22 protein-coding genes are annotated in these 26,817 nt (G+C 47.4%); 14 read left to right on the top strand and 8 right to left on the bottom strand.

Annotation, left to right across the window (positions count from 1 at the left end):
• Positions 1-218 precede the first annotated feature (218 nt).
• The 3 genes from P5G61_RS31895 to P5G61_RS07005 all read left to right on the top strand — a co-directional run bounded on the left by P5G61_RS31895 (position 219) and on the right by P5G61_RS07005 (position 2,126).
• Entirely contained in the window at positions 219-389 is a 171-nt protein-coding gene (locus tag P5G61_RS31895) for a hypothetical protein (RefSeq protein ID WP_363325729.1), read from the top strand.
• A gap of 554 nt (positions 390-943) precedes the next feature.
• On the top strand, positions 944-1,096 hold the full coding sequence (locus P5G61_RS31900; protein WP_363325733.1) for an AraC family transcriptional regulator: 153 nt from the start codon (positions 944-946) through the stop codon (positions 1,094-1,096).
• Between the two features lie 76 nt (positions 1,097-1,172).
• The gene (locus P5G61_RS07005) at positions 1,173-2,126 is read left to right on the top strand and encodes a divergent polysaccharide deacetylase family protein (protein WP_301245748.1); all 954 of its coding nucleotides are present in this window, start codon (positions 1,173-1,175) and stop codon (positions 2,124-2,126) included.
• Here P5G61_RS07005 and P5G61_RS07010 read toward each other — a convergent pair.
• Positions 2,101-2,874, bottom strand: a complete 774-nt coding sequence (locus tag P5G61_RS07010; RefSeq protein ID WP_301245750.1) for an N-acetylmuramoyl-L-alanine amidase family protein — start codon at positions 2,872-2,874, stop codon at positions 2,101-2,103. The genes P5G61_RS07005 and P5G61_RS07010 overlap by 26 nt on opposite strands.
• 193 nt (positions 2,875-3,067) lie before the next feature.
• On the opposite strand from P5G61_RS07010, the gene P5G61_RS07015 reads away from it, so the two are divergent.
• Complete coding sequence (locus P5G61_RS07015) at positions 3,068-3,292, top strand: YqzE family protein (RefSeq protein WP_301245752.1); 225 nt, start codon at positions 3,068-3,070, stop codon at positions 3,290-3,292.
• A gap of 100 nt (positions 3,293-3,392) precedes the next feature.
• Here the strand turns inward: P5G61_RS07015 and P5G61_RS07020 are convergent, their stop codons facing one another.
• From P5G61_RS07020 to msrA, 4 genes are all read right to left on the bottom strand, one after another.
• Positions 3,393-4,442 (bottom strand): hypothetical protein, encoded by a 1,050-nt coding sequence (locus P5G61_RS07020; protein ID WP_301245754.1) that lies wholly within the window; start codon positions 4,440-4,442, stop codon positions 3,393-3,395.
• A gap of 185 nt (positions 4,443-4,627) precedes the next feature.
• On the bottom strand, positions 4,628-5,857 hold the full coding sequence (locus P5G61_RS07025; protein ID WP_301245756.1) for a YqhG family protein: 1,230 nt from the start codon (positions 5,855-5,857) through the stop codon (positions 4,628-4,630).
• 2 nt (positions 5,858-5,859) lie between these two features.
• Positions 5,860-7,620: a DEAD/DEAH box helicase gene (locus P5G61_RS07030; RefSeq protein WP_301245758.1), complete on the bottom strand. Its 1,761-nt coding sequence runs from the start codon at positions 7,618-7,620 to the stop codon at positions 5,860-5,862.
• Between the two features lie 282 nt (positions 7,621-7,902).
• Positions 7,903-8,418 carry a peptide-methionine (S)-S-oxide reductase MsrA gene (gene msrA, locus P5G61_RS07035; RefSeq protein ID WP_301246001.1) on the bottom strand — a complete coding sequence of 172 codons (516 nt, stop codon included), beginning with the start codon at positions 8,416-8,418 and terminating at the stop codon, positions 7,903-7,905.
• Positions 8,419-8,646: 228 nt separating this feature from the next.
• Here msrA and P5G61_RS07040 point away from each other — a divergent pair, with 228 nt between their 5' ends.
• From P5G61_RS07040 to P5G61_RS07075, 8 genes are all read left to right on the top strand, one after another.
• Positions 8,647-9,207 (top strand): flavin reductase family protein, encoded by a 561-nt coding sequence (locus tag P5G61_RS07040; protein WP_301245760.1) that lies wholly within the window; start codon positions 8,647-8,649, stop codon positions 9,205-9,207.
• Between the two features lie 513 nt (positions 9,208-9,720).
• On the top strand, positions 9,721-11,820 hold the full coding sequence (locus P5G61_RS07045; protein ID WP_301245762.1) for an acyltransferase family protein: 2,100 nt from the start codon (positions 9,721-9,723) through the stop codon (positions 11,818-11,820).
• Between the two features lie 225 nt (positions 11,821-12,045).
• On the top strand, positions 12,046-13,362 hold the full coding sequence (locus P5G61_RS07050; RefSeq protein ID WP_301245764.1) for an extracellular solute-binding protein: 1,317 nt from the start codon (positions 12,046-12,048) through the stop codon (positions 13,360-13,362).
• A gap of 161 nt (positions 13,363-13,523) precedes the next feature.
• Entirely contained in the window at positions 13,524-14,402 is an 879-nt protein-coding gene (locus P5G61_RS07055; RefSeq protein WP_301245766.1) for a carbohydrate ABC transporter permease, read from the top strand.
• 39 nt (positions 14,403-14,441) lie between these two features.
• Positions 14,442-15,296: a carbohydrate ABC transporter permease gene (locus P5G61_RS07060; protein WP_435874084.1), complete on the top strand. Its 855-nt coding sequence runs from the start codon at positions 14,442-14,444 to the stop codon at positions 15,294-15,296.
• 28 nt (positions 15,297-15,324) lie between these two features.
• Entirely contained in the window at positions 15,325-17,121 is a 1,797-nt protein-coding gene (locus P5G61_RS07065; RefSeq protein ID WP_301245769.1) for a cache domain-containing sensor histidine kinase, read from the top strand.
• Positions 17,118-18,701, top strand: a complete 1,584-nt coding sequence (locus tag P5G61_RS07070; protein WP_301245771.1) for a helix-turn-helix domain-containing protein — start codon at positions 17,118-17,120, stop codon at positions 18,699-18,701. Before P5G61_RS07065 ends, P5G61_RS07070 begins: the two co-directional genes overlap by 4 nt.
• A 96-nt stretch (positions 18,702-18,797) precedes the next feature.
• On the top strand, positions 18,798-21,368 hold the full coding sequence (locus P5G61_RS07075; RefSeq protein ID WP_301246002.1) for a beta-mannosidase: 2,571 nt from the start codon (positions 18,798-18,800) through the stop codon (positions 21,366-21,368).
• 164 nt (positions 21,369-21,532) lie between these two features.
• Here P5G61_RS07075 and P5G61_RS07080 read toward each other — a convergent pair whose 3' ends face one another.
• Both P5G61_RS07080 and P5G61_RS07085 read right to left on the bottom strand, forming a co-directional pair.
• Complete coding sequence (locus tag P5G61_RS07080; protein ID WP_301245773.1) at positions 21,533-22,639, bottom strand: FAD-dependent monooxygenase; 1,107 nt, start codon at positions 22,637-22,639, stop codon at positions 21,533-21,535.
• A 256-nt stretch (positions 22,640-22,895) separates the two neighbouring features.
• A complete protein-coding gene (locus tag P5G61_RS07085; RefSeq protein WP_053783691.1) occupies positions 22,896-23,420 on the bottom strand; it encodes an NAD(P)H-dependent oxidoreductase in 525 nt (174 codons plus the stop codon).
• 190 nt (positions 23,421-23,610) lie between these two features.
• Between P5G61_RS07085 and P5G61_RS07090 the strand changes: the two genes are divergently transcribed.
• A complete protein-coding gene (locus P5G61_RS07090) occupies positions 23,611-24,093 on the top strand; it encodes a MarR family winged helix-turn-helix transcriptional regulator (protein ID WP_079347159.1) in 483 nt (160 codons plus the stop codon).
• An 86-nt stretch (positions 24,094-24,179) separates the two neighbouring features.
• Here the strand turns inward: P5G61_RS07090 and P5G61_RS07095 are convergent, their stop codons facing one another.
• Entirely contained in the window at positions 24,180-24,479 is a 300-nt protein-coding gene (locus P5G61_RS07095; RefSeq protein WP_301245779.1) for a hypothetical protein, read from the bottom strand.
• 216 nt (positions 24,480-24,695) lie between these two features.
• Between P5G61_RS07095 and P5G61_RS07100 the strand changes: the two genes are divergently transcribed.
• A complete protein-coding gene (locus P5G61_RS07100; protein ID WP_301245781.1) occupies positions 24,696-26,720 on the top strand; it encodes a Na+/H+ antiporter in 2,025 nt (674 codons plus the stop codon).
• Positions 26,721-26,817 lie beyond the last annotated feature (97 nt).

Below are 26,817 nucleotides of genomic sequence, written 5' to 3' on the forward strand. Positions count from 1 at the left end.
AAAGCATAATTCCCGTTAAAATATAATGAGAAGTTAGGTTTTTTATTTGGGGTACCATAGTTTAATCGTAGTCAATTTTTATCCAATAATCTTAATGCATTCTTAGATTTGATTTAATGTTTTAAATACATGTCTGTAAAGTGAAAACGTTGACATTAATGGATTTTATGTAACTTGCTCTTGATAAGATATGGATTATCGGAAATACGTTTGAACGCATGACCATGAATGCTATTTTGATTGCGGTGGATGCCGAGTCCTGGTATGAGTCCGGAAAGCCGCTGGGATCCCAGAATGAGGATACGTTATACATCAACTTTGATGCTTTCTGGGACAATTTTACGTCGGAAGAAGAGTGCGATGGACCGGGTACGGCAAAACGGACATAGAGCGGGAATGTACTGGACCCACTTGCCTTCTGGGGAGGGCCTAATCAGTTGGGTCAGGCGGTCGAAGAACGAACGGCAAATACACCTATGGAGACATTCTGCTGCGTGACAGTTAGGGCAAAATTCTGCCGGATGTAGACGGCGGTCTGGGATTGACCCGACACATCCTAGCAACCTGCAAAGGATCGACTGGTTCACGGACATATTTATCTCGGAAGGTTTCGAATATATCAAACTGGATTTCTTGGCACTTGGCTTGCTGGTCTATATTCCAGCAGGACAGCTGCCTGAATGGGTGGCTGATGCGGAGAATCCTATGATACACTGTGCTGTTATTTTGATTGGCACTATGTAAAGCGAAAAGCTGTGATTGATACAGCCTGTCCAATCTGTTATCCGCGGCAGGAGTTGCATCAAGCCTTTGTTGGCCCGGGCTTCCTTTATACGCTCTAGGAAAATTCAAAGGTGGAGTCGCTGGGATTTGGCAGGATATGTTCCAGGATTTTTATAACAGCGGGTCATACACCAACGAGCAAACCTTTATGCGTAGCTTGATGATTAAGCGTAATTTTCAGATCGCAGAGAAATATCATTTTAGCTCCGTTCATTATTTCTCCAGACTCTTTCATCAACTGACAGGTCAAGCCCCGCGCCAATATCGCTTACAGCAGTCCAAGACTGTGGCCTTAGGTGCTCCATTGGAATGAACAGGCTTTTTTTGTCTACATATTCCCCCTTCATTGTTCAAATAATGATGGGACAGAACAAAGGAGGGAACGATGGATGAATAAGGCCGAACGAAAAGGGTGGACCTGCACCTGGAAATTTAAAATGTTAGTGGTGTTGACAGGTACGATATTAATGGTTTACGGTACGGGCCTTACTGCCAGCAGTGCGGAGTCACAGCTTCGCTCAGGGCAGGTGCCAGAGCAAGTGATAACGGAGCAATCTTCAATGCAAGTACCTGGGAATGCAGCTTCAGGTTATACATCATCAGAAACTCCAGCAAAACCAACCCAGCTTAAACGAATGGCGATCATTATTGATGATGCGGGAAATGACATGAAAGGTACTTCTGAAATTTTGGCAACGCCGGTGAAGCTGACGTTAGCCGTGATGCCATTCCTGCAAACGACGAAGAAAGATGCGATTGCGGCGCATGAAAAAGGAATGGATGTCATTGTTCACATGCCCATGGAGCCGAATAAGGGACGACCAGAATGGCTAGGTCCAGGTGCGATCACTTCGAATCTGACGGATGAAGAAGTGCGTGATCGAGTGGAGAAGGCCATTGATGAGGTTCCCTATGCCGTCGGCATGAACAATCATATGGGTTCCAAAATTACGTCTGACAAACGCATCATGTCCATTGTATTGGATGTATGTCGAGAGCGAGGGCTGTTTTTTGTGGATAGTCGTACCAATTTCCGCTCCGTAGTCGGGGAATTGGCCATCACCAAAAATATGCCACCTGTCGGCAACGACATTTTTTTGGATGACCATAATTCCAAACAACATATACGCAAGCAAATGGATCTGGCGGCCAAGCGTGCCCTGGACAAGGATGTATGTGTCGTGATCGGCCATGTTGGCCATACCGGATTAAATACCTCTGCTGTAGTCCATGAATCCGTCTCCCGACTCAAAGGTCAGATTGAGTTTGTCGGCATTAGCGATCTGGTTCGTGATGTTTGGCATTGGCAAGCCGAGCCTAAACTGCCGACAGATAATAAATAATGCCATTTGCGATGGACTGTGCGATCCGTTTCTGTTGTTTAGGATCACTGATCATCGCGCGGTCGCGTGCATTGCTTAGAAATCCGGTTTCAACAATTACAGCGGGTTGCTTCACATGATTTAACAGGTAAAAGGGCTTGCCCCATACGACATCGCGTTGTGTCTCGTACAATTGATTAAGTTCATTCTGAATGGAGCTTGCCAGCATGTAGCTGCGTCCTTCATTCTGATGTAAAACAACCGGACCTCGTGCAGACGATCTGGGACTCCAATTGGCATGGATACTGACGACGATGTCGGTGCTGACCTCTTCGCTAAGGCTTTTGCGTTGTGCTAAATCCTTGCGATGGCGTGAGCGACTGTTTAACCAGCGATTTTCGTCACTCAGCGCATAATCTCCGAGTCGGTTGATAATGACCGCATAACCCTTGCTGCGAAGCAGGAGATACACCTTTTGGCTAATGGCCAGGTTGATGTCTTTTTCCAGTACTCCGTGGTCTGTTGTTCCACCATCAATGCCGCCGTGACCGACGTCCAGAAGGATTACAGGTGCTGCAAACGCATGATGAGTGGAATGATAGGCATCTCCATCGGTTACCGGCAGCATGGATGGGCTTATGGGCGATCGTTGTGAATACAATGTGGGCAGATTGATTGGTGTGACTTTCGCCGCGCCGGCGAGGGAGTTCACGGGAATGCAACTGATGCTGATTAGCAATGCCATCAATGCGGCCAGCAGCTTATACATGAGAATACACGCTCCTTTTTGAAATAGGCATCTTATGCCATGAAGTAGTGGATGGATACCTTTGGCATTAGACTGTGCATTCTTCTGTTTTTCATACTCCTCCCAGCAAAAAAATGTTTATCGATGATCGCTTCTGCACACAATAGAGGTAACATAAGCCCCGGCTATGCCGGAGCTAAAGGAGGCAAAGGTTATGGCCAAAAGTGATGAGCTGGTGAAATACATCACGCAAAGAGTCGTTCATTATATCGACACACCGAAGGATGAACGTAAAGGACGCACCAAAGCCAAAGAACCGTGGACCATGAAGTGGTTTGGGATGATTCCTTTTGCTGTATCTCTGTGGGTAGGGAAAAAGGAAAAAACGATGCAAACGCAGGGGTACATGCAGAAACGAAGCTCTTCCGGTAAAGGGTAAATCAAGAACTAACGCAGGTAGAAGCTTAGCTTCTCCCCACAGAAAAAGACGCATTCCTATGAAGAACCAAGGAAGGCGTCTTATTTGTTGTGTGAATCGTTCATGGTTTCACGGCATAGAAATTCCCGTCCCGCAGTAAGGTCTGCAGAGGTACAAATCGTCTTACCGAAGTCTTACCGCCAATAGCTACATACTGATTTTGAATTGTGCCACGGTCGTTAAGCCAGATCTGATAACCACTGACGGGCAGAGGCCCGCCATATAGGACATTTTGTTGATCCGCAGAGAAAACGATCTTTTTATGTTCCTTCCATTGCTGATTTAATGTTTTCACTCCGGTGATTGAAACTGCCTTGGACGTGATCCATAACAGATTGTCCGCGGGATCAAACAGCGGTTGCAGATCCACGGAGTCAACGGACGATGAGGAGACTTTAGACGTATCATCGGGTGTCATAATGACAGCTTGTCCAGATATTGACCTTATGGACTTCAATCGTTTCGTAGACTGCTGTGAGTCCGTATCCAGTACATTTAGAACACCGGTTGGCAGGGTATCACCGTTGGTCGCGTCAATGTAGATTGCATCCTGATCAGGTCTTTCGACTTTCCAATAGGCCAGCAAGGGAAAAGCATAACGCAGTTGAAGCTCTCCACCGTCCGTAATTAACTCCTTTAAGTCCAATTGCTGTCTATCCAGGGCTTGATCCAACAAGGAAATGTCGTACGGACGTTGTTCTCCCTGACCATATTCGCTAAGCTGCAAATGCCCCTGGTCGTTCGCTGAGATAATCATATAACCTACGGGTGAACCTTCAACATTAGCGTATACAAGCCAGCTGCGCGTCCCTGGCCCGAGGGGGTAAAATTCCAATTGAGCGTGATCCCAACGGTTTCCTGCATGTTCAGTAGCAAGGACGGTGGCTTGTTTGCGTGCAAACTGTTGTACTGCATCTGGGGCCAATGTATCGGAATGAAGTTCAGCCGTACTTATGGCAGATGTAAAGGGTTGAAGCGATCTAGACGCGTTTTGAATTCCAGCACCTTCGGCTTGCAATAAGGGGAGCAGGGTCATTACACATAGAAGGCACACAGCAATGCCTGTAATTCGTCGCAATACGTTCCACACAGGGTGGAAGGGTCGTTTCATGTTAAACACCTACTTTTCTAGGGTACATTTCATGACAAAAAGGACTTAACATCCCGTTGCATGATCGGTTCTAGTTTTATTCTAGAGGACAAGCTGTGCAAAGGTTGCTGCAACCTGTCGGGCCGCTCATCATGAATAAACACTACTTTTGCCGTCATTTGCGGGAAAAGTAGTGTCTTCGTCGTCTATCTTAAATGAAACATTCCGCTGCTAATAGCGGTCACCTTCACTTTTGGCTCATATTGCCAGATCATCTCAGTACGGCGCGTTTCGTATTGCAGCTTCATGGCTTCACGATCCAACACCGCTTGTCGGGCTTTATCCTGTTCCGGGTCCGTTTCTGGTTCTGTCTGAGCATCAGCTTCAGCCGCCAGTTCGACATCAGATCCGGCCGTTACCGTTACACCAGTTGATCCCATGGGCTGTAAATGTACATTCTGGATACGAGAAGGGCCGGAGCGAGAAGTCTGGATATGGACCGAAGGCCCCGTCCCCTCTTGAGCCTGAATAGTTGAACTCCCGTCTGTACTGGAGGCGGAGGTCACATCTACGGCGACCTCGGGGGTGTCCTCTCTAAGGACTGCTTCATAGTACGTATCCACGACAGCCAGTTCCAGATCAAGCCTTTCTTTGGCTTTCTCAGCCCAGCTATAGTCAAGTTCGAGCAAGCGGTTTGTCAAATGGGATTCCAGAGCTGCTCCGGCATCGGCTAGCGATATTTTGGCGGTCTGTACATGCATGTTCTCAGCCAGTCTTGGGCTGAGGTCACGCCTGTTCAGCTTCGAGCCGAACTTCTCGACAATTTCCCCTGTTCTGAGGGAGATGCCGATAAAATGAAGTTCCTCCTTTTTTAAATCACAGGCAAATTCCACTTTAAAACACACACCAAGCCATGGTTCATATACTGCTGGTGCGGTAGCGCGCAATTGCCGTTTTGCAGCCTGTTCGAACAGGTTGACAAATGCACCGCCTTCACGCGCTGCATTGAAGATTTGTTGCAACCTGCGGCTGCCGTATACAACATCTTCTTTTAAAATCCGTCCGGGTCCCAGCTGAGGCAGAGAAGGGACAATACCGAAGTACCGACCTAGAATAGTCTCTTTGGGAGCCTCGGGGCTACCGGGACCGTCACCTGGTGGGAGTAGAGGAGCTAACTGTGCAGCTTTTGCTTCCTCAGCTTCCAGTGCCTGTTGATAGGCATCCGGATCAAAGACAAAGGTAAAGGACATCGTCTCCGCAGGTGCTCCGGTTCGCTCCACAAATCCCCAATAATACGGACGGTTGGTTAACGCCTTGTCGGCTTCAGGTGAAAGCTTTACCGTAACATGGGCAGGGGAGCGCTCCATAATCTGACAATCTAGTGTTTCCAGGTAAGTGAGCACATACGCCTGCACTTCATGAGGTGACATGGTCATGATCAGAGGCCTCCTTTGCGAAGGTCAAGCCCGGATACGGCTGGTGCCTCATCTGCGACTTCACGCTGAATGGAATTCAGCGATTGTCCAAGCGAATCCATTTTACGGCGGATATCTTCTTCGTTCTGTGATTCAAGCATGATTTTGTACAAACTTTTTTCGATGGATTCCTTCTTCTCCAGCCGCTCCAGAATGACATCCAATCCACCAATGACCATCTCGAACATATTGATCTTCTCATGAAGCAGGTTCAGAATATGCTCCTCGATTGTGCCTGTTGTCGAAAGGTTGTAGATGTTCACATCATTCTGCTGTCCCAGTCGGTGTACGCGACCGATCCGCTGCTCGACACGCATGGGATTCCAGGGCAGGTCGAAGTTAATCATGTGATGGCAAAATTGCAGGTTGATGCCCTCACCGCCCGCTTCGGTGGCAATCATCGCTTGTACGCGGCCGCGGAAGAGGTCCATCATCCAGTCCTTTTTACCCCGATTCATGCCGCCACGGTAGGGAACAGCGGTTAGGCCGTTGTTGCGAAAATAATTGAGCAAGTACTCCTGCGTGGCTCGGTATTCCGTGAAAATAATAACCTTCTCATTCATTTCACGAACGAGTTCCATTGTTTTTTCCGCTTTGGTATTTTCCTTGATCGCTTTAATATGGGCAACGAGCTCCCAAATCTTGTCTCGAAGCGGAGAGTCCAGTGGAAGTTTCTTCGACAGATTGACCAGGGTTACAAACACGGCATCTCGGCTGCTGCACACTTCGCGCTGCAACGTCACCAGGGAGAGCATGCTGCTCAAGTTGCCGCCCGCTTCCTGATACTGATCTTTCACAAAAGAGGTTACACCATCGTAAAGGGCCTGTTCTTCAGCAGATAGCTGCAAATTCACATTGGATACGTTCCGTTTGGTGAACTGCACAGGTCCTTCTCCGCGTCGGTTACGGATCATGACTTTTGACAGCTCATCCTTGAGCTGATCCTGATTTTTCGGAATACGTTTGTCGACGACAAAATTGGCTGCAAAATCACCCTGACGGCCAAGCTGTCCCGGTTTGAGCAGGTTAATGAGATTGAACAGCTCACTCATGTCATTCTGAACCGGCGTAGCCGTGAGCAGCAGGCAGTACTTTTTCCGCAATTTCAGCATGAATTGATAGTTGGTCGTTTTTTTATTTTTGAGCTTATGCGCTTCATCGATAATAATCATGTCGTAATCTGTATTCAGCAGCAAATCCTTATGGGGGTCACGCTTCGCTGTATCCATAGAGGCAACCACGATTTCATTTTGCCAGGAATAGGCCTTTTTCTGTGCAACCGCAGGGATGCCAAATTTGGAATTCAGCTCCCGGACCCATTGCAGCACAAGGGATGCAGGCACGAGAATCAGAACTTTGGATACGAGTCCACGAACCATATATTCTTTCAAAATCAGGCCAGCTTCTATCGTTTTGCCAAGTCCAACCTCATCGGCAAGAATGGCACGGCCTGACATTTCAAACAGTACTTTACGCGCAGTGTCCATCTGGTGTGGAAGAGGGGTGAGTCCCTGTAAATGCTTCAGACACTGGATTTCATCAAAGTTGGGAATCAGATTCGTCTCTTCCGCTTGAATGCCAAGTTGAAAGAGTCTGTAATCACCCCAAGGGCCACCTTTATCAAGTCTGGACTCCAATTGGGTTAGCCAGCTGCGATCGAATTCAAGTGGAACGGGTAGTTCTGCTGCAGGTTGATTGAGATGCTGCGGGTTTTTCCGGTTCATGGTGCTTCCTCCCCTGCCATACGTGATGACGTTTTATTCGTAGGTCATAGTATGGACGAATGAGAGGCAGTTCATAACCAACCTTCGAATAAGGGGGCGATTTCAATCAGGAAATCTGGAAGGGTTAACCTAAACATTTAGCAAACAGTAGATTGCATCACAGAAAAAAATCTGATCTCTCTTTGTTCCATCCTGGAGAAAGAGTAGAACATCCATATTGATGTACTGTAAAAAAGATCAACAAAAAAGCGGCCACATGTGCCGCTTTATTACTTAAGAAGTTTAGCTCCAATATTTCTTGATAATTTCATCACGTCCGGAGTAGATCCGGGATTCTTTATAATATTTAGGATCTTTGCGATGGAAATTTTGATGATATTCTTCTGCTGGATAAAATACGGAGGCTTCCTCAATGGCAGTAACGACAGGTTGATCGAATCGGCCTGTTTTGCCCAATTCCTCTCTCGATTTGAGGGCCAATTGGCGTTGCTCTTCAGTATGATACAGGATGGCAGCCCGATATTGGCTCTTGCGATCATTACCCTGACCGGTTGCATCCGTTGGATCGATCTGCGGCCAGTACAGCTCAAGTAATTTTTCATACGGGAAAATGGCTGGATCAAACGAGATTTGCACGACTTCCAAATGTCCCGTTTCTCCGGTTAATACTTGCTCATATGTAGGGTTTTCTACAGTTCCACCCATGTATCCGGATATAATCCCGTGAATGCCGGGCTGTTCTTCAAAAGGACTGACCATACACCAGAAACATCCCCCGGCAAACGTTGCTTTTTCAATCACTGCTATTCCCCATTTCTCAGTTGTGTTTAATCAAGGTTACTATGAACGCTAGTCATAGCGCAATCCATTGCGATATGTACATAAAAAACGATGTGTCTTTTCGTCTGCGGGAGTATAAGGAAGAAAGCAATTCTTTTTCATCCTTTACTTATATTGTATAATAATGGATGAGGAAATAGCCTGTTACAGCTGTAAGGTCGATTATAACGAAGAAGAGGTGATCAAGTGCGGAAACCGATAGATGAACCTGTATTTTATTCGTATCCCGGAATGGTAGCGGTAGTGACATCCCGTCATAAGGGATTGCAGAATGTCATGGCCTCAGGCTGGCATACCTATATTGGATCGTCTCCCGGAATTTACGGGATTTCGCTGCGGAAGGAAACGTACTCTTATGAATTGATTGAGCAGAGTGGAGCTTTCGGGGTACACTTTCTTCCGGGGCATCATTCGGAGTGGATACAAGCTGCCGGAACATTCAGTGGAAGAGACACAGATAAATTCTCGAAATTCGGGATTACATACGAAGAAGGAATCAAACTGAATGTACCGATTCTGACCGAAGCTTACTTTGCTTACGAGTGCAAGGTCATGGATATAACGACGTATGGAGATCATGAATGGATCGCAGGCGAAGTGTTACAACGGTATCAGGACCCCGAATATTTCCTGGACAATGGAATGGTTAATCTGGACAAATTGCAAATTCCAATGTACATAGGACGATCCTCTTATCGAATCCTCGATGGAAGTGCAGAAGAGAAGATTCATCCGTTTTACCTCTAGGGTCCTAGGCACCAAGATGCAATTACGAGCAAAACTTTCAATCCGGCGACAGATAGGTTTATAATGGTTATTGGCTGCTGAGCAAGTCGGCAGCCTTTTGCTATTGTTCTGTTTATCTATTTCAGTCCCAACAGGGGGCTGCTCATATATGAAATAAAAGGCAAGGTAATATTAGCCATTCCATGAAAAATGCTGTATTTAACAACAAAATTAGAGTATGATTTTACAGCTGTATAAGCTTGGCAGGAAAGGTTACATCGTTTCACTGGATTGTAACTATTGTTGTAATTTGTGATTATTCTTTCGGGCGTATAATGCTAAACGAGAGATAACGACAAAGATATAAAGAGATCGTAATCATAAAACATCTTGGTTAAGTAATACGTCTTCTTTATGTTGTAAATGAATGATGGAAGGTGCAATACGTATGTTAATGACAACCAGAACCACAAGGAGTTCTCGAACGCCCCAGACATGGATGATGGCGACTCACATGGTCAAGGAGGGGCTCGCATGTCACAATCGTTGAATAGCAAGCGGCATATGAACGGACTGGATGGTTTAAGAGCCATCGCTGTGCTTGCAGTAATAGGGTATCATCTGAATTTAGGTTTTATTCCGGGCGGTTTGCTCGGTGTAGGGATTTTCTTTGTTCTCTCAGGGTATTTGATTACAGACATTCTTTTGACACAATGGCAGGAGCATGGCCGGATATCCCTCGGTGATTTCTGGGTGCGAAGAGCAAGACGCTTGTTACCTGGCATGATCACGATGACAGCAGTGGTGATGATTTGGCTGCTCTGCACAGATCCATCTCGACTCGCTGCCTTGCGTGGTGACATTGTCTCGGGAGTATTATACATAAGTAATTGGTGGTATATCTTTCATAACGTGTCCTATTTCGAAAGTTTCGGCCCTCCATCACCCTTTGGACATTTCTGGTCGCTCGCTGTGGAAGAACAGTTTTACATCGTATGGCCTCTTCTACTGGTCGCGGCAATCGTCTTGTTCAAAAGAAAGGGATGGCTGGTCGTCTTTATTGTCGTAGCAGCTGAATTATCTGCTGGTGCAATGGCCATCATGTATAATCCGGATCTGGACCCGAGCCGTGTTTATTATGGAACAGACACAAGAGCATTTGCTTTACTTGGCGGTGCTGCACTGGCCGTGGTATGGCCTAGTCGTAAGCTATCGTCGTCTCTTGCCAGTATAAATCGAATTGTTCTGGACGTAACAGGCTTAGCTGCGCTGGCTTTGTTAATTTATATGATGCTGAACACCAGCGAGTATGATCCTTCATTGTATCGCGGAGGAATGGTGCTTCAGGCCATAGCGACGACATGGCTCGTAGCTGTATTGGCTCATCCTTCATCCTTCCTGGCACGGCTCATTGGCGCTAAGCCATTGCGCTGGATCGGGGAACGATCCTATGGATTATATTTGTGGCATTATCCTGTCATTATTCTGACGAGTCCAACGGTAGATACGGGTGGAGCGCATCCTGTCCGAATGGTTTTGCAGGTTGCAGCAACGGTTGTACTGGCCTCCTTGTCCCTTAAATATATTGAAAATCCAATTCGCCATAACGGGTTTCGGGATTCCTGGTCCCGGTTATGGGGCAGAGGGCGCAATGCAACAGGCATTCGCAACGTATGGTGGAAGCGCGCTGGATTGCTGATGAGCATGCTGCTGATGTCGTTTACCGTGTCACAGATGATGATTACGTCAGCAGCGAACTCCGATTCCCATTCGGTCTCGATGTCGGCCACGCTGAATGGAGAACACTCCGTAACGGAGGAAAAGGGACAGGACGTCCTTCCAGCCACAGTGAGCACTTCCGGGACTTCCGGGACCGACAAACCTGCGCCACAGAAAAACGACAAACCAGCGGCGAAGGCTGGAGATCCACCAGACAAAGGAGAACAGCAAACGACGAAGCCGGATAAAGCTCCCAAACCGGAGGAACCAAGTTCAGGTGAGGAAAAAGGGACAACTCCTGGCGACTCGAACAACGCTGTTGGTAAACCTAAGGGCAGCACCGACAATCCGGAACATCCAGAAGATAACGATAATCAACAACCAGAGGATCCCGTGAATACGTCAGATTCGTCCAAAGTGCAAGGGGAAACAGCCCCTCCAGCCAAAGACGGCAAGATTCATTATACGGTCATTGGAGATTCGGTTATTCTGGACGCGAAGCCTTATCTTGAACAAACCATTTCGGGTGTGCATGTGGACGGTCATATCGGACGTCAGATGTGGGAGGCTGCCGATGTACTGGATGGCCTGAAGAGAAATAACCAAATGGGCAGCCATGTTGTGCTGGAACTTGGGACGAACGGTTCATTTAATTCCAAGAGTCTGAATTCGGTGCTGGATTATTTGAAAGAAGAGGAACATGTATATCTGGTTACCGTGCGAGTTCCTCGCCCATGGGAACGAACGGTGAATAAAGCACTGAACGAAGCAGCTTCCGATTATAGCAATGTGTCTCTTATTGATTGGCACACTGCAAGTGAAGGGCATGACGAATATTTTGAAAAAGATGGTGTACATCTGACCAAGGAAGGTTCGGAAGCTTTTGCAGCACTTGTGAAAGACAGTATGAAATAAATCAGAACTTATCTATTCTTTTATTTATAAGCATGAATGGTATATGAGTCCAAATTCAACAAAGAGCTCTCATCGTGAGGGCTCTTTTTATATGGAAGCAAAGATTGAATGATCCACCAGGTATCCGTTATTTTTCACCCCTGCATCCGTGCATCGTCACCTTACAAAATGATAGCGTCACCATTTACAATAAGTGTATTCAAATCGCCAAGGGGGATTATAGAGATGTTGAAAAAATGGCTTTCGGGAATGTTGACAATGGCGTTGTTTTCCATCGTTCTGGCTGGTTGCGGTGGCGGGGAAAGCTCAGAAGACAGCGACAGCAAGGATAAAGTAACTGTCACCATCTGGCACAACTGGACTGGACAAGATGCCAAAGCGGTGGCAATGCGCAAAATCATTGAAGACTTCCGTGGGTCGCACCCGGATATTGAAGTGGTGGATGAAGGTCTACCGACAGATGGCCTCAAAACAAGGCTCCGGACGGTGGCAGCTGCCAACGAAATGCCGGATCTGTTCGTCATGTGGCCGGATGCGATGACCAAGGAGTTTGTGAAAGGGGATCTGCTGCAGCCGATCAATGCCGAGTTGGACGCCAAACCGGAGTGGAAGGACAATTTTATACCTAACGCGCTGGACGGATATACCGTGGACGGGAATATCTACTCTGTGCCGATGAATCTGGCACCAAGCTCCTTTATTTATTACAACGAAGCGCTGTTCAAACAGTATAACGTGAAAGTGCCTGAGACATGGGCCGAGCTGGAACAGGCGATTGCTACGTTCAATCAAAACAAGGTCATTCCAATGGCGCTGGGCAACAAGGCGAATTGGGTAGCTCAATCGACCATCTTCAGTACGCTGGCTGATCGCATTACGGGTACAGACTGGTTTCTGAAAGCAGCAGCACAGGATGGCGCGAGCTTCACCGATCCGCAGTTTGTTAAAGCACTGAACAAAATGCAGGAACTTGGCAACAGCAAGGCATTCCAGGACGGATTCAACAGTATCGACGAGACTCAAATGATGCAGCTGTACTTCCAGGGCAAAGCGGCCATGGTCATGAACGGCGGGTGGGCACTGGCGAACCTGGTGAATAACGCACCTGAAGATGTGTTGAAAAACACGCACATTACAATTCTTCCCCCAGTGGATGGAGGTCAGGGTGAGCCGAGAACAACATCCGGGGTAGTAGGCACGGGGCTGGGTGTGAGCAAAAAGCTGGAAGGCACCCAAAAGGATGCAGCCATGGAGTTGTTCTACGCCTTGGCAGGACCTGATGGTCAGAAGGCAACACTGGACAGCAGTACGTTGGTCAGTTACAAGATCGATCTGGACAAATCCAAGGCACATCCATTGTTCGTTGAATTGTACGATTTGATGCAGGAAGTGAAAATCAATCCGGTTTACGATTCCAAGCTGGGATCGGCAACGGTTGAAGTCATTAATAACGGATTGCAGGAGCTGCTCATGGGCGGAAAAGCCGAAGACATTGCGGCAAAAATTCAGGCTGCACAGGCGAACGCGGTTGGTAATGAATAATCGGTAGATAGGTCATGGATTGAATCATGATAGTGAGTGGACCAATGACCATGATTGATGAGAATTGATTTGTTCGTGCCCCTTCCCGGCAGGGGAGGGGTTTTCATTTACAAGGGTAGAGTACACAGGTTGGAATGGCATTATGAAGGGAAGTGAGCGGAATGAACGCACTGCGCAGTCGACGTTTTATTATGCTGGGGCTTGCTCCGGCAGTCATTATTTATGCGTTGTTTGTATTTGTGCCAGTTGTGTGGTCAGCGTATTATGGCTTCTTCAACTGGTCCGGTATCGGAGAATCGAAATATATCGGATTGAACAACTATGTAGAAATATGGCATGATCCCGTATTTTGGCGGGCACTGAAAAATAACGTCATTTTTGTTTTGGCCTCGGTATTTGGGCAAATTCCTTTAGCGTTGATGCTCGCGGTCATTTTGCACAAAAGCAATCCGTTACAGCGTTTTCTGCGTTCAGCCGTATTTCTGCCGATGGTATTATCCACCGTAGTTATCGGTATGATCTGGCAATATATCTATCATCCGCAAATCGGGATACTGAACTTCCTGCTGGATGCATTGGGTCTGGAAAGCTGGAAACTGCAGTGGCTTTCGGATGACAAAATTGCGATTTTCTCCCTGGTGCCACCACTGCTCTGGAGTTTTGTCGGTTTGTACCTGATTATTTTTATCTCGGCGCTGCAAAATATTCCGGGAGAAATACATGACGCTGCCAAGATTGACGGTGCTTCCGGAATCCGCAAGCTGGTTTCCATTTCTTTGCCCATGATCTGGGGAACGGTTCAGGTGGCGATTATTCTATGTATCTCGGGCAGCCTGAAATCATTCGATCTGGTGTACATCATGACCAAAGGCGGCCCGGCACATGCAACAGAGCTGCTGGCAACGTATATGTATAATTCAACCTTTACAACGTATCGCTATGGCTTCGGGAGCGCTATCTCGACCACCATCGTGCTAATTTCCCTGCTGCTTATCGGAACAAGCCAGTGGGCGACAAGTCGTAAGAAAAAAGAGAATTAGGAGAGAGGGGGGAATGTAATGAGTGTTACACCTTTATCGATGCCAACACCAGGGAATACGTCAGGCTATCCGGTTCGCCGATTCGGTAGTGGAATTGTTTGGACGCTGTTGACGGTCTATGGTATTTTAACATTGTATCCGTTCTACTGGCTTGTGATCAGTGCATTCAAAACGAATGAAGAGTTCTATAGCAGGCCCTTCGGGCTGCCGGGAAAATGGAACGTGGAAAATTTCAGCAATGCCTGGGAAAGCTCCAAGCTGGGAACCGCTTTTGGCAATTCCCTGGTTGTATCTCTAGGTTCGCTTATCCTAACGCTGTTTATTGCAGCGCTGGCCTCATTTATACTTGCACGTTTCCAGTTTCGCTGGAAAGGGCTAATCATGACTTTCTTCGTTGTAGGCATGCTGATTCCCATTCACAGTACACTGGTCCCGTTATTTATTTTGATGAAACAGATGTCTCTGCTCAATACGTATTGGGCACTGATATTGCCGTATACCGCATTTGCATTGCCAACCGCGATATTTGTGCTGACAGCTTATTTAACCAGTATTCCACGTGATATTGAAGAGGCTGCTTTTATGGATGGAACAGGTCTATGGGGGCTGTTCACCCGGATTATGCTTCCCATGTCCGTACCTGCCTTGTCAACGGTCACTATTCTGAGTTTTCTGCACGCGTGGAATGACTTTTCGTTCGCACTCGTGTTCATTAACAAAACAGATTTGAAAACGTTACCGCTCGCGATCGCCAATTTTGCCGACGGATATCAGACCGATTACGGCCTGACTCTTGCTGCCATGACCTTGTCCGTAATCCCGACCATCATTCTATATCTGGTATTTCAGGAACAAGTCATGAAAGGCATGACGGCCGGAGCAGTCAAAGGGTAACGAAAGCGCATCCAGAGGAGGAAAAGGTGTGGGACGCTGGCTAACATCTTCACTGCAGCGGAAGTTGTCCGTCGTGGTTACGGCTTCCATGATTGTGCCGCTGCTGGCACTGGGGCTGTTCGCCTTTCTCATCTCTTCCCGCATCACAGAACAAAAAACAAAGCTTTCGGGCATGGACACACTGAAGCAGGTGGAAGCGAATTTGCGTTATATGCTGCAGGATGTCGAGACGCTATCGATTTTTCTGATTGGAGAAAGAGACATTCAGCAGTATTTAAGTAGCGATGAGGACGATGTGCAGGAGCGTGTGGATATTTTGGGCAGGATGACCAATCTGGCTGCTTCCAAAAAATATATTGCCAACATTGCCATCTATCCGGATCGTTTTGATGCGGTTCTCTCTACGGCTACTTGGTATGAATCATCCAATGTATCGTATCCTCCTGCTCCGCATGGGGATGCAGTTAAAGCTTGGACTGGCGTATATCCGGTTCAGAATTATGCTGGTATCCAAAATGTAATCACCTTGGTTCGACCCATTCGCAGTATTCATGATTATCGCCCCATCGGATGGCTGGCGATCAGTCTCGATGAAAAGGCTATCTCGAAAGGATGGGCGGCGCTGGGACTGGGTAAGGGTGAAGGTCGACTTGAACTGATCGGCTCCACTGGAGAGATTTTGTCTTCCATGGACAAATCCCGTCTTGGACAGTCATTGGAGAAGATTGAGCCTGAGGTACAAACGCTGATTCAACAAGAAGGAAGGGGAACCGCTACATATGGCAGCGGCGATGAGAAACGTACGTTGCTGTATTATCCGGAACAGCTGACAGGCTGGACGCTGACCGGAACGGTTCCCTATGATCAGTATAAGTCCGAAAACGGTTATATTCTTATCCTCACTGCCGTTGCAGTGAGCCTGTCTGCTGCGATCAGTGCAGGACTTGTCTGGTTTACGGTGCGACGAATCACAAGGCCGCTGCGAGTGCTTACAAGACATCTGTCCCGAATGGACCCGGATCGACCGCTGCCCCTATTCCGATCGGAAAGTGATGATGAAATCGGCAAGCTGGGAGAGAGCTATAATTTGCTCGGTGCACATATTGAGATATTGAAAAAAGAGGTTATCCGTGGTGAAGCCCGCAAGAAGGAAGCTGATCTCAGAGCACTTCAGGCGCAGATCAATCCTCATTTTCTGTATAACACCCTTTCGTCGATCCACTGGATTGCCTTGATGTCTGAGGAAAAGCGGATCGCAGAGATGGTCGAGGGATTAAGTGATTTTTTGCGTATCAGCTTGAATCAGGGTAGGGATTATTGTCCTGTAGGGCAGGAAATTACCCACATTCGCCATTATGTTCGTGTGCAGTCCATCCGTTTTCCCGACAAGTTCGCCGTACATTATATTGTTGATCCGGCACTTGAACCGCGAATGATGCTGAAACTGCTGCTCCAACCACTCGTCGAAAATGCCATGATTCATGGAATTCAGCCGAAAGCGGGTATGGGCACAATTACGATCATGATTCGGCAAGAACAGGAACGAATGAGTGTACTTGTTCTGGATGACGGGGCTGGCATGGGGCGGGACAGACTGGAATATGTCAGAAGCAGCCTGGTGTCATTGGATGAGGAAGAGCAACATTACTCAAACCACCATCGGACGGAAAAAGAGCCTATGAAGCAAGGGGGCTACGGGCTCCGCAATGTGAACGAAAGACTGCTGCTTCATTATGGAGCTGAGGCGCAGCTCGAAGTGGACAGCCGAGTCGGAGGTGGAACCCGAATTTCATTTTCCATTCCAATCTTGGAGGAATCGCCATGAGATTACTGATTGTTGATGATGAAGTCATTATTCGCACAGGGCTTGCCAGTGTAATCGCTTGGAATGAACTGGGGATTGAGCTGCTTACACCAGCAGCCTCGGCAGAAGAGGCTTTAACACGCATGGCTGAGGAGAGGCCGCATATTTTGATGACTGATATTCGGATGACGGGAAGGACGGGGCTTGAACTGGCAGAGGAAGGGCTGCACATGCTGCCGGAACTCGAGGTCATTATTTTGTCGGGATACGATGACTTCTCTTACGCTCAGCAAGCGATTCGTCAAGGTGTCACAGATTATCTGCTTAAGACGAGTAAGCCGGAAGAAATTATCAAGACGGTGCTTCAGGCCAAACAACGGATTAGCGAACGTTGGGCTGAGAAATCAAGAGAAGGGCAGCTGCTGCGAGAGAACAAACAGCGCTTGTTCGCTGAATGGATCATTGAGGGAGACGTGGAATCTAGTCCTTGTCCTGGATTTCTCCAATCCGGAATGACTGGGCAATCCGAATTTCCATCAGACATGGAGCATATGCAGAGACAGATTCTGATCTTGAAAGCTGCGGGGTGGAATCGTTCCTCGGCTGCTTTGCTGAACTTTGCCGTGCAAAATATGCTGGAGGATGTTCTGCCAGGTGCAATTGCACACATTCAAAAGGACCGGATTATCTGTGTTGTAAAGCTTCCCCCATATGAACAGGATTTCCACTTTACTTTGAGCATTGCGGTAACGCGGATAGAGCAATTGTTGAAATGTACTTTGCGTGCAGCAGTAGGTAGACCCTGCATGGAGGTCCAGCTTCTGCATGAGAGCTACCGAACGGCGTCCTTCGCATATCGTTACCATGGGTTACTTGAGGATAGGATATGGCAATATGAAGACGTTTTACACCGCATAGGAGGTAAAACCGTCCTTCAACATGAGGAAGAAACCACGCTGGGAACATTGTTAATGGATAATGATTCAATTATGCTGACCACATGGACACGAAAACTGGTGGATGCACTCCTGATGGACCCCGAAGTAACGCCAGAGTCTTTCAATGCCTGTCTGCATGCTGCGGTGAATGCAGGACAGCGTTGGTTGATTCGTACCATGCGTGCCATTGGAAGAGACGACCTGGAACGGTTCGAACCATGGAGGCCAGACTCGAATGCCGATGCTGGTGAACTTCGGGATCTGCTTTTTCATCATTTATATGAACTGATGCATACCTATCACAGCGAGATGGGGCAAGGACGGACTACCCATGTACAGAAGGCTATTGCTTATATGGAATCCGGATCGGTACAGGATTTTAGCCTACAACATGTCGCAGGTCAGGTTCATCTGCATCCGGGTCATCTCAGTGAACTGTTTAAGAAGGAAACTGGCGTCACGTTTGGCGATTTTGTAACAAGCATGCGAATTCGGCGCGCGATGGACATGCTGGCGGTTTCCCCCGCGAAAGTAAGTGAAGTGGCCGCCATCAGCGGATACGAGGACGTTAAGTATTTTAGCAGGCTGTTCAAAAAACATACGGGCATGACTCCGAGCGAGTATCGTGAGGAGTCAGTGTCGTACAAGACTTCTGAACATTAAAGGTTAGCAGAGGAAAGTAGCGAACGCACATATTTTTTTGCAAACGTTTTCGATATTTAATTACCAAGCAAACTGGGGAGTGAGGCAGGCGTGAAGATGAATAATTTAAGTCAGGATTTGTCAGGACAATGGAAGATTCAGCATTTCGAGGTCGGGGAAAAGCGGGCCATGGATGTTGCAGCAGCAGCGCTGGATGATCGATTCTGGATTGGAGCGGAGGTGCCAGGGGATGTGCACACTGCTCTTGTTGAACGCAGCATCATTGATCCGCCCTACTATGGGCATAACGATGCCAAGAGTCGTTGGATCGAGCAGAAGGAATGGTGGTGTCGCACCAATTTCAATCTGGTAAAAGATGGGGAAGCGGAGGAATATTTCGAATTGGTCTTCGATGGCTTGGATACGTTCGCGACCGTATATGTGAACGGACATGAAATTGGAAAAACGGCTAATATGCTCATGTCCCACACGTTCAATGTGACGACACTGGTTCGTAATGGCTGGAACGCCATAGCGGTCAAGTTCGACCCCCTTTATCTGCATCACAGAGACAAGGAAACGTTCGACTGGTCTTCGTATACGAAGGAACGGCCTTGGCTGCGCAAAGCTGCGATGAATTTCGGTTGGGACTGGGGACCACGGATGGTCACTGTAGGAGTCTGGGGCAGGGTGCGGCTGGAAAGACGAACAATCGCAAAGCTGGAGAACGTATTTGCACGTACCGAATCAGTGAGCAAGCAGCAAGCGACTGTCCATGTCACTGCTGATGTGAAGTCTGTATTGTCTTTTCGCAGCAGACACAAACGTGAAAAAGCTGTGGTTTTGTCATGTGATATACGTATACTGGATGCGAGTGGTCAGGAAGTGGCACGGTCTGCTGAAGTCGTTGTGAAAAATGGTCTCGCAGATACAATACTAAAATTGGATTCACCGCAATTATGGTGGACGCATGATTTGGGTGAGCCTTACTTGTATAGGCTGGAAGTTACTCTATTGGCGGATGGAGTGGAAGTGGATCAATACAACGAGCCTTACGGTATACGAACCATTGAACTAGCACTTCATAATGAACAGGGTGAGGATGCGTTTACGTTTATCCTGAACGGAGTGCGGGTGTACGCAAAGGGAGCCAACTGGATTCCAGCCGACCATCTGATTGGTGCCATTCCTGCCTCCCGGTATCGTGAGCTGATCGAGCTGACCGTGGAAGGGCATATGAATATGCTGCGTGTCTGGGCAGGCGGTATATATGAGAAGGACATCTTCTATGATGAATGTGATCGGCAAGGCATACTGGTGTGGCAGGACTTTGCTTTTGCCAACGCCTTATTCCCAGACTTCAATCGGGAGTTCATGAACAATGTACGGGATGAAGTTGAAAATAATGTCCTGCGCCTGCGCAATCGTGCTTCGCTTGCACTCTGGTGTGGCAATAACGAAATTGACTGGCTTTATGACATGAAGTCTGCCAGTGGAGATATTACCAGCCCCTTCTATGGAGAGCTGATCTACCATGAGCTGATCCCGGAAGTGCTGGAGCGTCTGGATTCATCTCGTCCATACTGGCCTTCCTCACCGTATGGGAACAGTCACGGCAATGATGCCAATGATCCGGATGTGGGGGATCGTCATAACTGGCAGGTATGGCATGGTTCCGTCTATCCCCGTAAACACGGCGAGCCGCCACTGCTGGACTACAGTATTGAGGGCGTGACTTTCAAAAATTATAAAAAGGATAATGCCCTGTTCAGCAGTGAATTCGGCATGCATGCCTCGGCCAACCGCTACACGTTGGAGAAAAACATGCCCGCAGGGCAGTTCTATTGGGGAAGCCCCGAAATGGCCTATCGGAATAAGGATACCAATCATCAGAAAGGCATTCTTCTAATGGAAGGTTATACAGGCATTCCGCAAAATATTGAGGAATACATGAATTACTCGATGCTGACACAGGCGGAAGGACTACGGTACGGTATTGAACATTTCCGGCGAATTAATCACCGCAATAGTGGAGCGCTTGTGTGGCAGCTGAATGATAGCTGGCCAGGCACAAGTTGGTCGATGATTGACTACGAGCTGCTGCCGAAGGCCTCCTTTTATTATGGAAAAGTATTCTTTCATCCGATACTACTGTCTCTGGAACATGAACCGGGTGAGCCTCTTACGTTGTGGGTCGTGAATGATACACGGGAGACGCTGAGGGGACAGCTTCGACTTAATGTCTATGGACTGAATGGGGAAAAAGTATATTCCAGCTCACATCATGTAGAGACAGGTTCACAATGCGCTACTCGCATTGCCGAGATGAGCGAAGCGGAAGTATTGAGAGGCAGAATGGCAGAAGAAGTGTTGGTTGAATTGGTCGCGGAAGGTTTCACTGCGCCACTGAATCGATATTTCTTACGTGATCCGAAGGATGTTAACCTGCTTCCAGCGCAGCTCAGTGTGCATGTGAACGAAGAGGAACAATCCGTATCGGTTACGGCCATTGGTGCAATTGCACGGTTGGTGAAGCTCGAGCTGCCCCTTGGTCGCGTTCGTTTCAGTGATAACTATTTCGATCTTCTCCCTGGTGAGAGCCGTACGGTGAGATTGCGTCATCCTGATAAGCTGTCTCTACCTATGAATGAGCTAAAGGTAAGCGCCATGAATGGTAGGGAAGCCTGATTCCTGTTACGTTTTTTTAAAATTTTTCAGACATACCATTTGGAAATCAGGTTCACGGATGGATACACGCAGGTTAGCCCATAAAAGAAGAAAACAGCCGATTATTCCCCCCCAGGAACAGTCGGCTGTTTGATTATAGGCGCTGTGAGTGAATACACGCTCCATTATAGAAAAGATTCGTACCGCTGCTGGAACGAAGACTCCATTTCCAGTTGTCTGGCCAACTGCTGCTTCACTTTTTCTTCACGGCTGGCCTGAAGCTCATGTAAACGTTCAGTGGAAGTGAACTGATTGGCTGCCATTTCAATGAGCAGTTCAGCGAGCGCATCCGCATCTTCCAATGCTGCATTTAATCCAAAAGCACCCGTCGGAGTCATGGTGTGAGCGGCATCGCCAAGCAAAACCACATTGTCCTGCACCCACGATTCAGCGAAACTGCTCTCTACGGATAACAAAACAAAATCACTCCAGGTCTGGATATGTGCAGCTACCGAATCAGCGAGGCAGGGGAAGGCTGCAACCAGTTTCTGTACAAAGGGAGCGAAAGGCTGTTCCCGCAGCTTGGAGAAGGACCCTTGCGGAATGTTCCATCCGATCTGCACGAAACCTCCGAATTGTGAGAATAACGCTAACTGCTGACCGTCCATACTCGCCATCCGAACAGCAGGTTCCCAGCCTGCTGGAGCAGGAATTCGAGCCCATAACAGGTCGTACCCATGTTTACGGGCCTCCGGGGTCAGACCAGCATGTTTGCGTACAGCTGAATATCTGCCATCCGCACCAACAATAACAGCTGCTTCAATGGAAGCAGGCCGTCCTTCTTGCCGAATATTGATGCCAATCGTCTTGTCAGCCTTATTTCGCAGCAATCCAGTCATAATCGTATTATAAAGAACTTGTTCGTTTTCCTGCTTCTGTGATTGTGACACGATGACTTCCAGCAGATGATCCTGCGGCACATGAATGCCCACATGGGATTCTTGCTCTCCAGGAAAAATGGTGTGAATGATCTGGCCATTCTCCCAATATTGAATTTGCTCCAGGGGAAGCACGCCGCGCTGGGTGACAGCAGGGTATAATCCATGCTTTTTCAGTATAGCCTCACCATCTGCATTAAGCACTTCCCCGCGGAATGACTTAAGCAGGTGCGGCTGGCGCTCAATCAAAATGGTAGATATTCCCTGCCTTTTCAGCAGGAATGAAAGTAGAGCCCCTCCGGGGCCAGCTCCCACAATACAAACATCAGTTTTTAAATGCGAATTTTGATTCATGTGTAAAATTCCCTTGCAATATAATGGATGGATATTGTATTACTTTATAATAACAGATTTATAAAAATCATTAAGTAACTAAAAGTAACTTTAAAGATATACGTTATTATAAACAAATCCAATCCAATTTTGCAATAGAGTCATTCTATTTCTCTGTAGTGAGGGGAATTCAAGCCTGCAGTAATCCTTCACAGCTTATGTGCGCAGGCTTGATAAGAACAGCAATTTCTTCTTTTATGGGGAACTACTCTGATTTCTATGTGATTAATCGGTTGGTTATGCGAGCCACGCGTTCTCCCAGAGCTTTACCCAATGCTATGCCCTGTTCGCTCAGCAGATCATCACTGTCCACCGGACAAGTCACCCCAACACCATAATAGGAGCCATATAGAGCGTTATCTGCAAAGTTTCCAGGCAGGCCGGTAATAATCATCCCCTGATGAAGCATAGGTGTCAGCAAATGAATCAAGGTTGACTCCAGTCCACCGTGCTCGGTGGCGATGGTACAGAACACCGCGCCAACTTTGTCTACAAGTTTGCCTTCAGCCCACAGGTAACCCAGCTTGTCGATCCACTTTTTCAACCCGGAGCTGATGGAGCCGAAATGGCCGGGGCAGCCCCAAATAATGGCATCCATTTCCACCAGCTTGTAGATGTCGGCTTCTTCTGTGGAATGCAAATGAACGGTTGCACCATGTACGCTGGCTGCGCCAGCAGCAATCGATTCGGCGAGCGCCCGTGTATGCCCGCCTTCACTATCGAAAACAATATAAATGTTCATTGCTTGATTCCTCCTTGTGTGGTTATCTGTTCATGCTATAAGGTAGCTTGTCACATGAAACCGCAAAATAAGCATGAACTTTACAGACAAGTAAAGGGTTTTGGGAAACAAGCGCATTTTTCACAAACAAAATAGTACAAATATGTTACAATATAAGGTAGGTTAATGATCAAAGGTAGGAGGAACGTTTATGAGCCCGGACACGGAGCGAAACTCTCAATTGGCAAATGTCGATCAATTGTTGGAGGCCTTCTTCAGATATAAAAATAAGGTATTGGATCAGCAGCAAAAGAATGAAACAAACTGCAAATTGAATCCGACGAAAAGTCATATATTGGGCATGATTTTACGTGAAGAGCGCTGCATGGCTGTAGATGTGGCAAGACAACTTAGTCTATCTTCAGGAGCAACCACAATTGTGCTGAATCAACTGGAGAGCGAAGGTCTGATCCAGCGGGTGCGCAGCGAAGAGGACCGAAGGATTGTATGGTTGTCCTTAACGGAAGATGGGAAGCAGCTTGCAAGAACGTTGATTAATAATCGCGGTCGAATGACGTGGGAACTTTTGCAGGCGCTTACGGAAGAGGAACAACTGCAGATGTTCGGCATGCTGAAGAAGATTGAGTTGAAACTGCTGGAAAAAATGAAAGCACTGGAGCAGACACATCGCTAAATATGAGTGTGTAAAGCGCCAGTCTTCAAGAATTTGAGTCCGTTTTGAGACTTGAAACCTTGAAGGCTGGCGTTTTATTTTTTCAATCAGAGATGGAAGCGTTGAATGTGGTCGGTCAGGCCTTCCTGAATGAGAATTTCCTTTTGTTTTTTACCGAGCAGGTCAAAATGGGGGAAAGGCTGACGCCGATGAATGTATCGTGGGTCCAGTCCATGTTCCGCGCACCAATGTTCAAGCCGATTCAGATCCGCACAGCCCACTTTGGTCACACTGGTCATGCCCGGAAAACGGTTGTCAATCCAAAAATGAGTGAGATAGGCAAGTTCGCCACGAGATACACGTTCTTTCCACTCGGCCAGCTCCTGTCGTTTAATTCCAAATGCCATATACACCAAGTTCCTTTCCAAACGGGTATTGTCCTGAGCATATTGTAACATCTTATAAACAGAACCAATCAGAAATCTTCAACCAGGCTATTGGTCCAATCGCTTTTGGCGGGTATTGAATATGACAATATTTTTATAATCAACTTTGGTTTATGTTAAAATAAGGCTATACAAAAAAGGTTTCACCACTTTATTACTCGGAAAGGGATTGTCATCATGGAACTTTTCATTGCCGTGCTTGTTTTGCTGGTATTGATCGGTTTATCGAATATTTTGAACCGGTTTGTACCCTTTATTCCCATTCCGCTAATTCAGATTGTTCTTGGTGTAGCCATAGCACTATTACCTGCGGGTGTGCATCTGCCACTGAATCCGGAATTGTTTTTCGTGCTCTTTATCGCTCCGTTGCTGTACAACGACGGGAAGCGAACGCCTAGGCACGAGCTGTGGAATCTAAGAGCGCCCATCCTGTTGTTGGCCTTGGGCCTTGTATTTGTTACGGTTGTTGTTGCGGGGTACGCCATACACTGGCTTATTCCAACCATTCCACTACCTGCGGCTTTTGCACTCGCGGCAATACTGTCCCCGACAGACGCTGTGGCTGTAGGCGCCATGGCAGGTCGTGTGCATTTGCCCAAGAGCATACATAGGCTTCTTGAGGGAGAAGCATTAATGAATGATGCATCCGGTCTGGTTGCATTCAAATTTGCGATTGCCGCCACGGTCACGGGTGTATTTTCCCTGGCTCAGGCGTCATTCAGTTTTATACTTATCGCGATTGGCGGGTTGTTGATTGGTGCCTTGTTATCCTTACTGTTGATCCGATTGGGTGTCTGGATTCGGCGGTTGGGAATGGAAGATGTGACCATTCATATGCTGTTGCAAATCTTAACACCATTCGTTATTTATCTTGTGAGTGAAGAGGTCGGGGTTTCGGGCATTCTGGCGGTAGTCGCTGGCGGGATCATTCACGCCATTGAGCGTGACCGGACAGAGTCTGTACAACTGAAGATGCAGGTCGTGTCTGCCAGCACCTGGTCTGTGATTTTATTTATTTTGAACGGTTTGGTCTTTGTCATTCTTGGGGTACAGATCCCGGATGTGCTGAGTACCATCTTCGAAAATGTTTCATTTGATAACTTGCAAGTACTCGGCTATGTGGGCCTAATTTCAATCTTATTGTTGGTCCTTCGTTTCGTCTGGATCTATCTGTTCTGGAAAGGAAATGAAAATTCCGGTGAGGAGTTGTCGAGCGGCAAGCCCCGACTGAAAGAGATTACGATTATTACCCTTTCAGGTGTGAGAGGGGCTGTAACACTGGCGGGGGCATTCTCCATTCCTTATGTTCTTCAGGATGGGTCTCCTTTTCCTGAAAGGGATCTGATCATTTTCCTGGCGGCAGGTGTGATTCTGTTCACTCTGATTGCTGCAAGTGTGTTCCTTCCTATTCTTGCGAAGAACGAAGAAAAAGCGGAGGAAGGTGCGCCGCAAACGACGGAAAAAAAAGCACAGGATATTATGTTGAACGCCGCTATTCGCGCAGTCAAGTCGGAAATGAACGACGAGAACAAAGCTGCTGCGCTTGCTGTAGTTTCTGATCTGTCAAAATATATCAGGCAAGCGGCTGGCGAGCTTACTGCCGGAAAGCGCAAGGATATTTTGAAACAGGAAACAGCAATTAATCTCATCGCAACCCGGGCTGAACGCAAGGAAATCGAGAATATGATGGACGAAAATGTAATTGCTTCGGAAGCGGCCTTTAGATGTAACAGCTGGTTGGATCGTAAGGAAATGATGCTTGCGAATCGTACGAATACCCAGATGATGTTCTCACTCAGTGAAATTGGGCGAGTGTTTGGACATGTGTTTACCCATCGTTCACGGAAACCGGATCAGCCGTTTATGATCGAGAATGCGGAGCTGTTCCGTCAAGTGAAGATGCGAACCTCGGAAGCGGCGATCAAGGCGATCCGTGCCCATATGAACGACAGTAACCGGATTGTAGCTCTTTCGGTCATCTCCAGATATGAACGGGTCATTGCCAAATTGCGTACCTGGAATCAGGGCAAAACCGAAGATCCATTTGATCAGGATAAGCTGGAATTGCAAATGGTGGCGATGCAGGAGCAGCGTAATACCATACAGCAATTGTACGAAAAGGGTGAAATCAACCGCGAGGTGGCCGCAAAACTCCGCCGATTCATCAATGATGTGGAAGCCACTGCGCTGAAAAACACTTGATCATTAGAATTTGTACAATTGTGGAACGGCAGTTCATTAATCAGATATTTCATTAAATAGTTCTGGTGAATCGGGAGATGCTAACAGGGAGTTTACG

This window comes from Paenibacillus vandeheii, assembly GCF_030433635.1.
GTDB lineage: Bacteria > Bacillota > Bacilli > Paenibacillales > Paenibacillaceae > Paenibacillus > Paenibacillus vandeheii.

Coding starts and splice junctions, on each gene's coding strand:
- P5G61_RS07070 (WP_301245771.1), top strand. CDS start 17,118: ATGAGATTACTGATTGTTGATGATGAAGTCATTATTCGCACAGGGCTT.
- P5G61_RS07060 (WP_435874084.1), top strand. CDS start 14,442: ATGCCAACACCAGGGAATACGTCAGGCTATCCGGTTCGCCGATTCGGT.
- P5G61_RS07085 (WP_053783691.1), bottom strand. CDS start 23,420: ATGAACATTTATATTGTTTTCGATAGTGAAGGCGGGCATACACGGGCG.
- P5G61_RS07010 (WP_301245750.1), bottom strand. CDS start 2,874: ATGTATAAGCTGCTGGCCGCATTGATGGCATTGCTAATCAGCATCAGT.
- P5G61_RS07090 (WP_079347159.1), top strand. CDS start 23,611: ATGAGCCCGGACACGGAGCGAAACTCTCAATTGGCAAATGTCGATCAA.
- P5G61_RS07100 (WP_301245781.1), top strand. CDS start 24,696: ATGGAACTTTTCATTGCCGTGCTTGTTTTGCTGGTATTGATCGGTTTA.
- P5G61_RS07075 (WP_301246002.1), top strand. CDS start 18,798: ATGAATAATTTAAGTCAGGATTTGTCAGGACAATGGAAGATTCAGCAT.
- P5G61_RS07045 (WP_301245762.1), top strand. CDS start 9,721: ATGTCACAATCGTTGAATAGCAAGCGGCATATGAACGGACTGGATGGT.
- P5G61_RS07080 (WP_301245773.1), bottom strand. CDS start 22,639: ATGAATCAAAATTCGCATTTAAAAACTGATGTTTGTATTGTGGGAGCT.
- P5G61_RS31895 (WP_363325729.1), top strand. CDS start 219: ATGACCATGAATGCTATTTTGATTGCGGTGGATGCCGAGTCCTGGTAT.
- P5G61_RS07030 (WP_301245758.1), bottom strand. CDS start 7,620: ATGAACCGGAAAAACCCGCAGCATCTCAATCAACCTGCAGCAGAACTA.
- P5G61_RS07050 (WP_301245764.1), top strand. CDS start 12,046: ATGTTGAAAAAATGGCTTTCGGGAATGTTGACAATGGCGTTGTTTTCC.
- P5G61_RS07005 (WP_301245748.1), top strand. CDS start 1,173: ATGAATAAGGCCGAACGAAAAGGGTGGACCTGCACCTGGAAATTTAAA.
- P5G61_RS31900 (WP_363325733.1), top strand. CDS start 944: ATGATTAAGCGTAATTTTCAGATCGCAGAGAAATATCATTTTAGCTCC.
- P5G61_RS07015 (WP_301245752.1), top strand. CDS start 3,068: ATGGCCAAAAGTGATGAGCTGGTGAAATACATCACGCAAAGAGTCGTT.
- P5G61_RS07095 (WP_301245779.1), bottom strand. CDS start 24,479: ATGGCATTTGGAATTAAACGACAGGAGCTGGCCGAGTGGAAAGAACGT.
- P5G61_RS07055 (WP_301245766.1), top strand. CDS start 13,524: ATGAACGCACTGCGCAGTCGACGTTTTATTATGCTGGGGCTTGCTCCG.
- P5G61_RS07020 (WP_301245754.1), bottom strand. CDS start 4,442: ATGAAACGACCCTTCCACCCTGTGTGGAACGTATTGCGACGAATTACA.
- P5G61_RS07025 (WP_301245756.1), bottom strand. CDS start 5,857: ATGACCATGTCACCTCATGAAGTGCAGGCGTATGTGCTCACTTACCTG.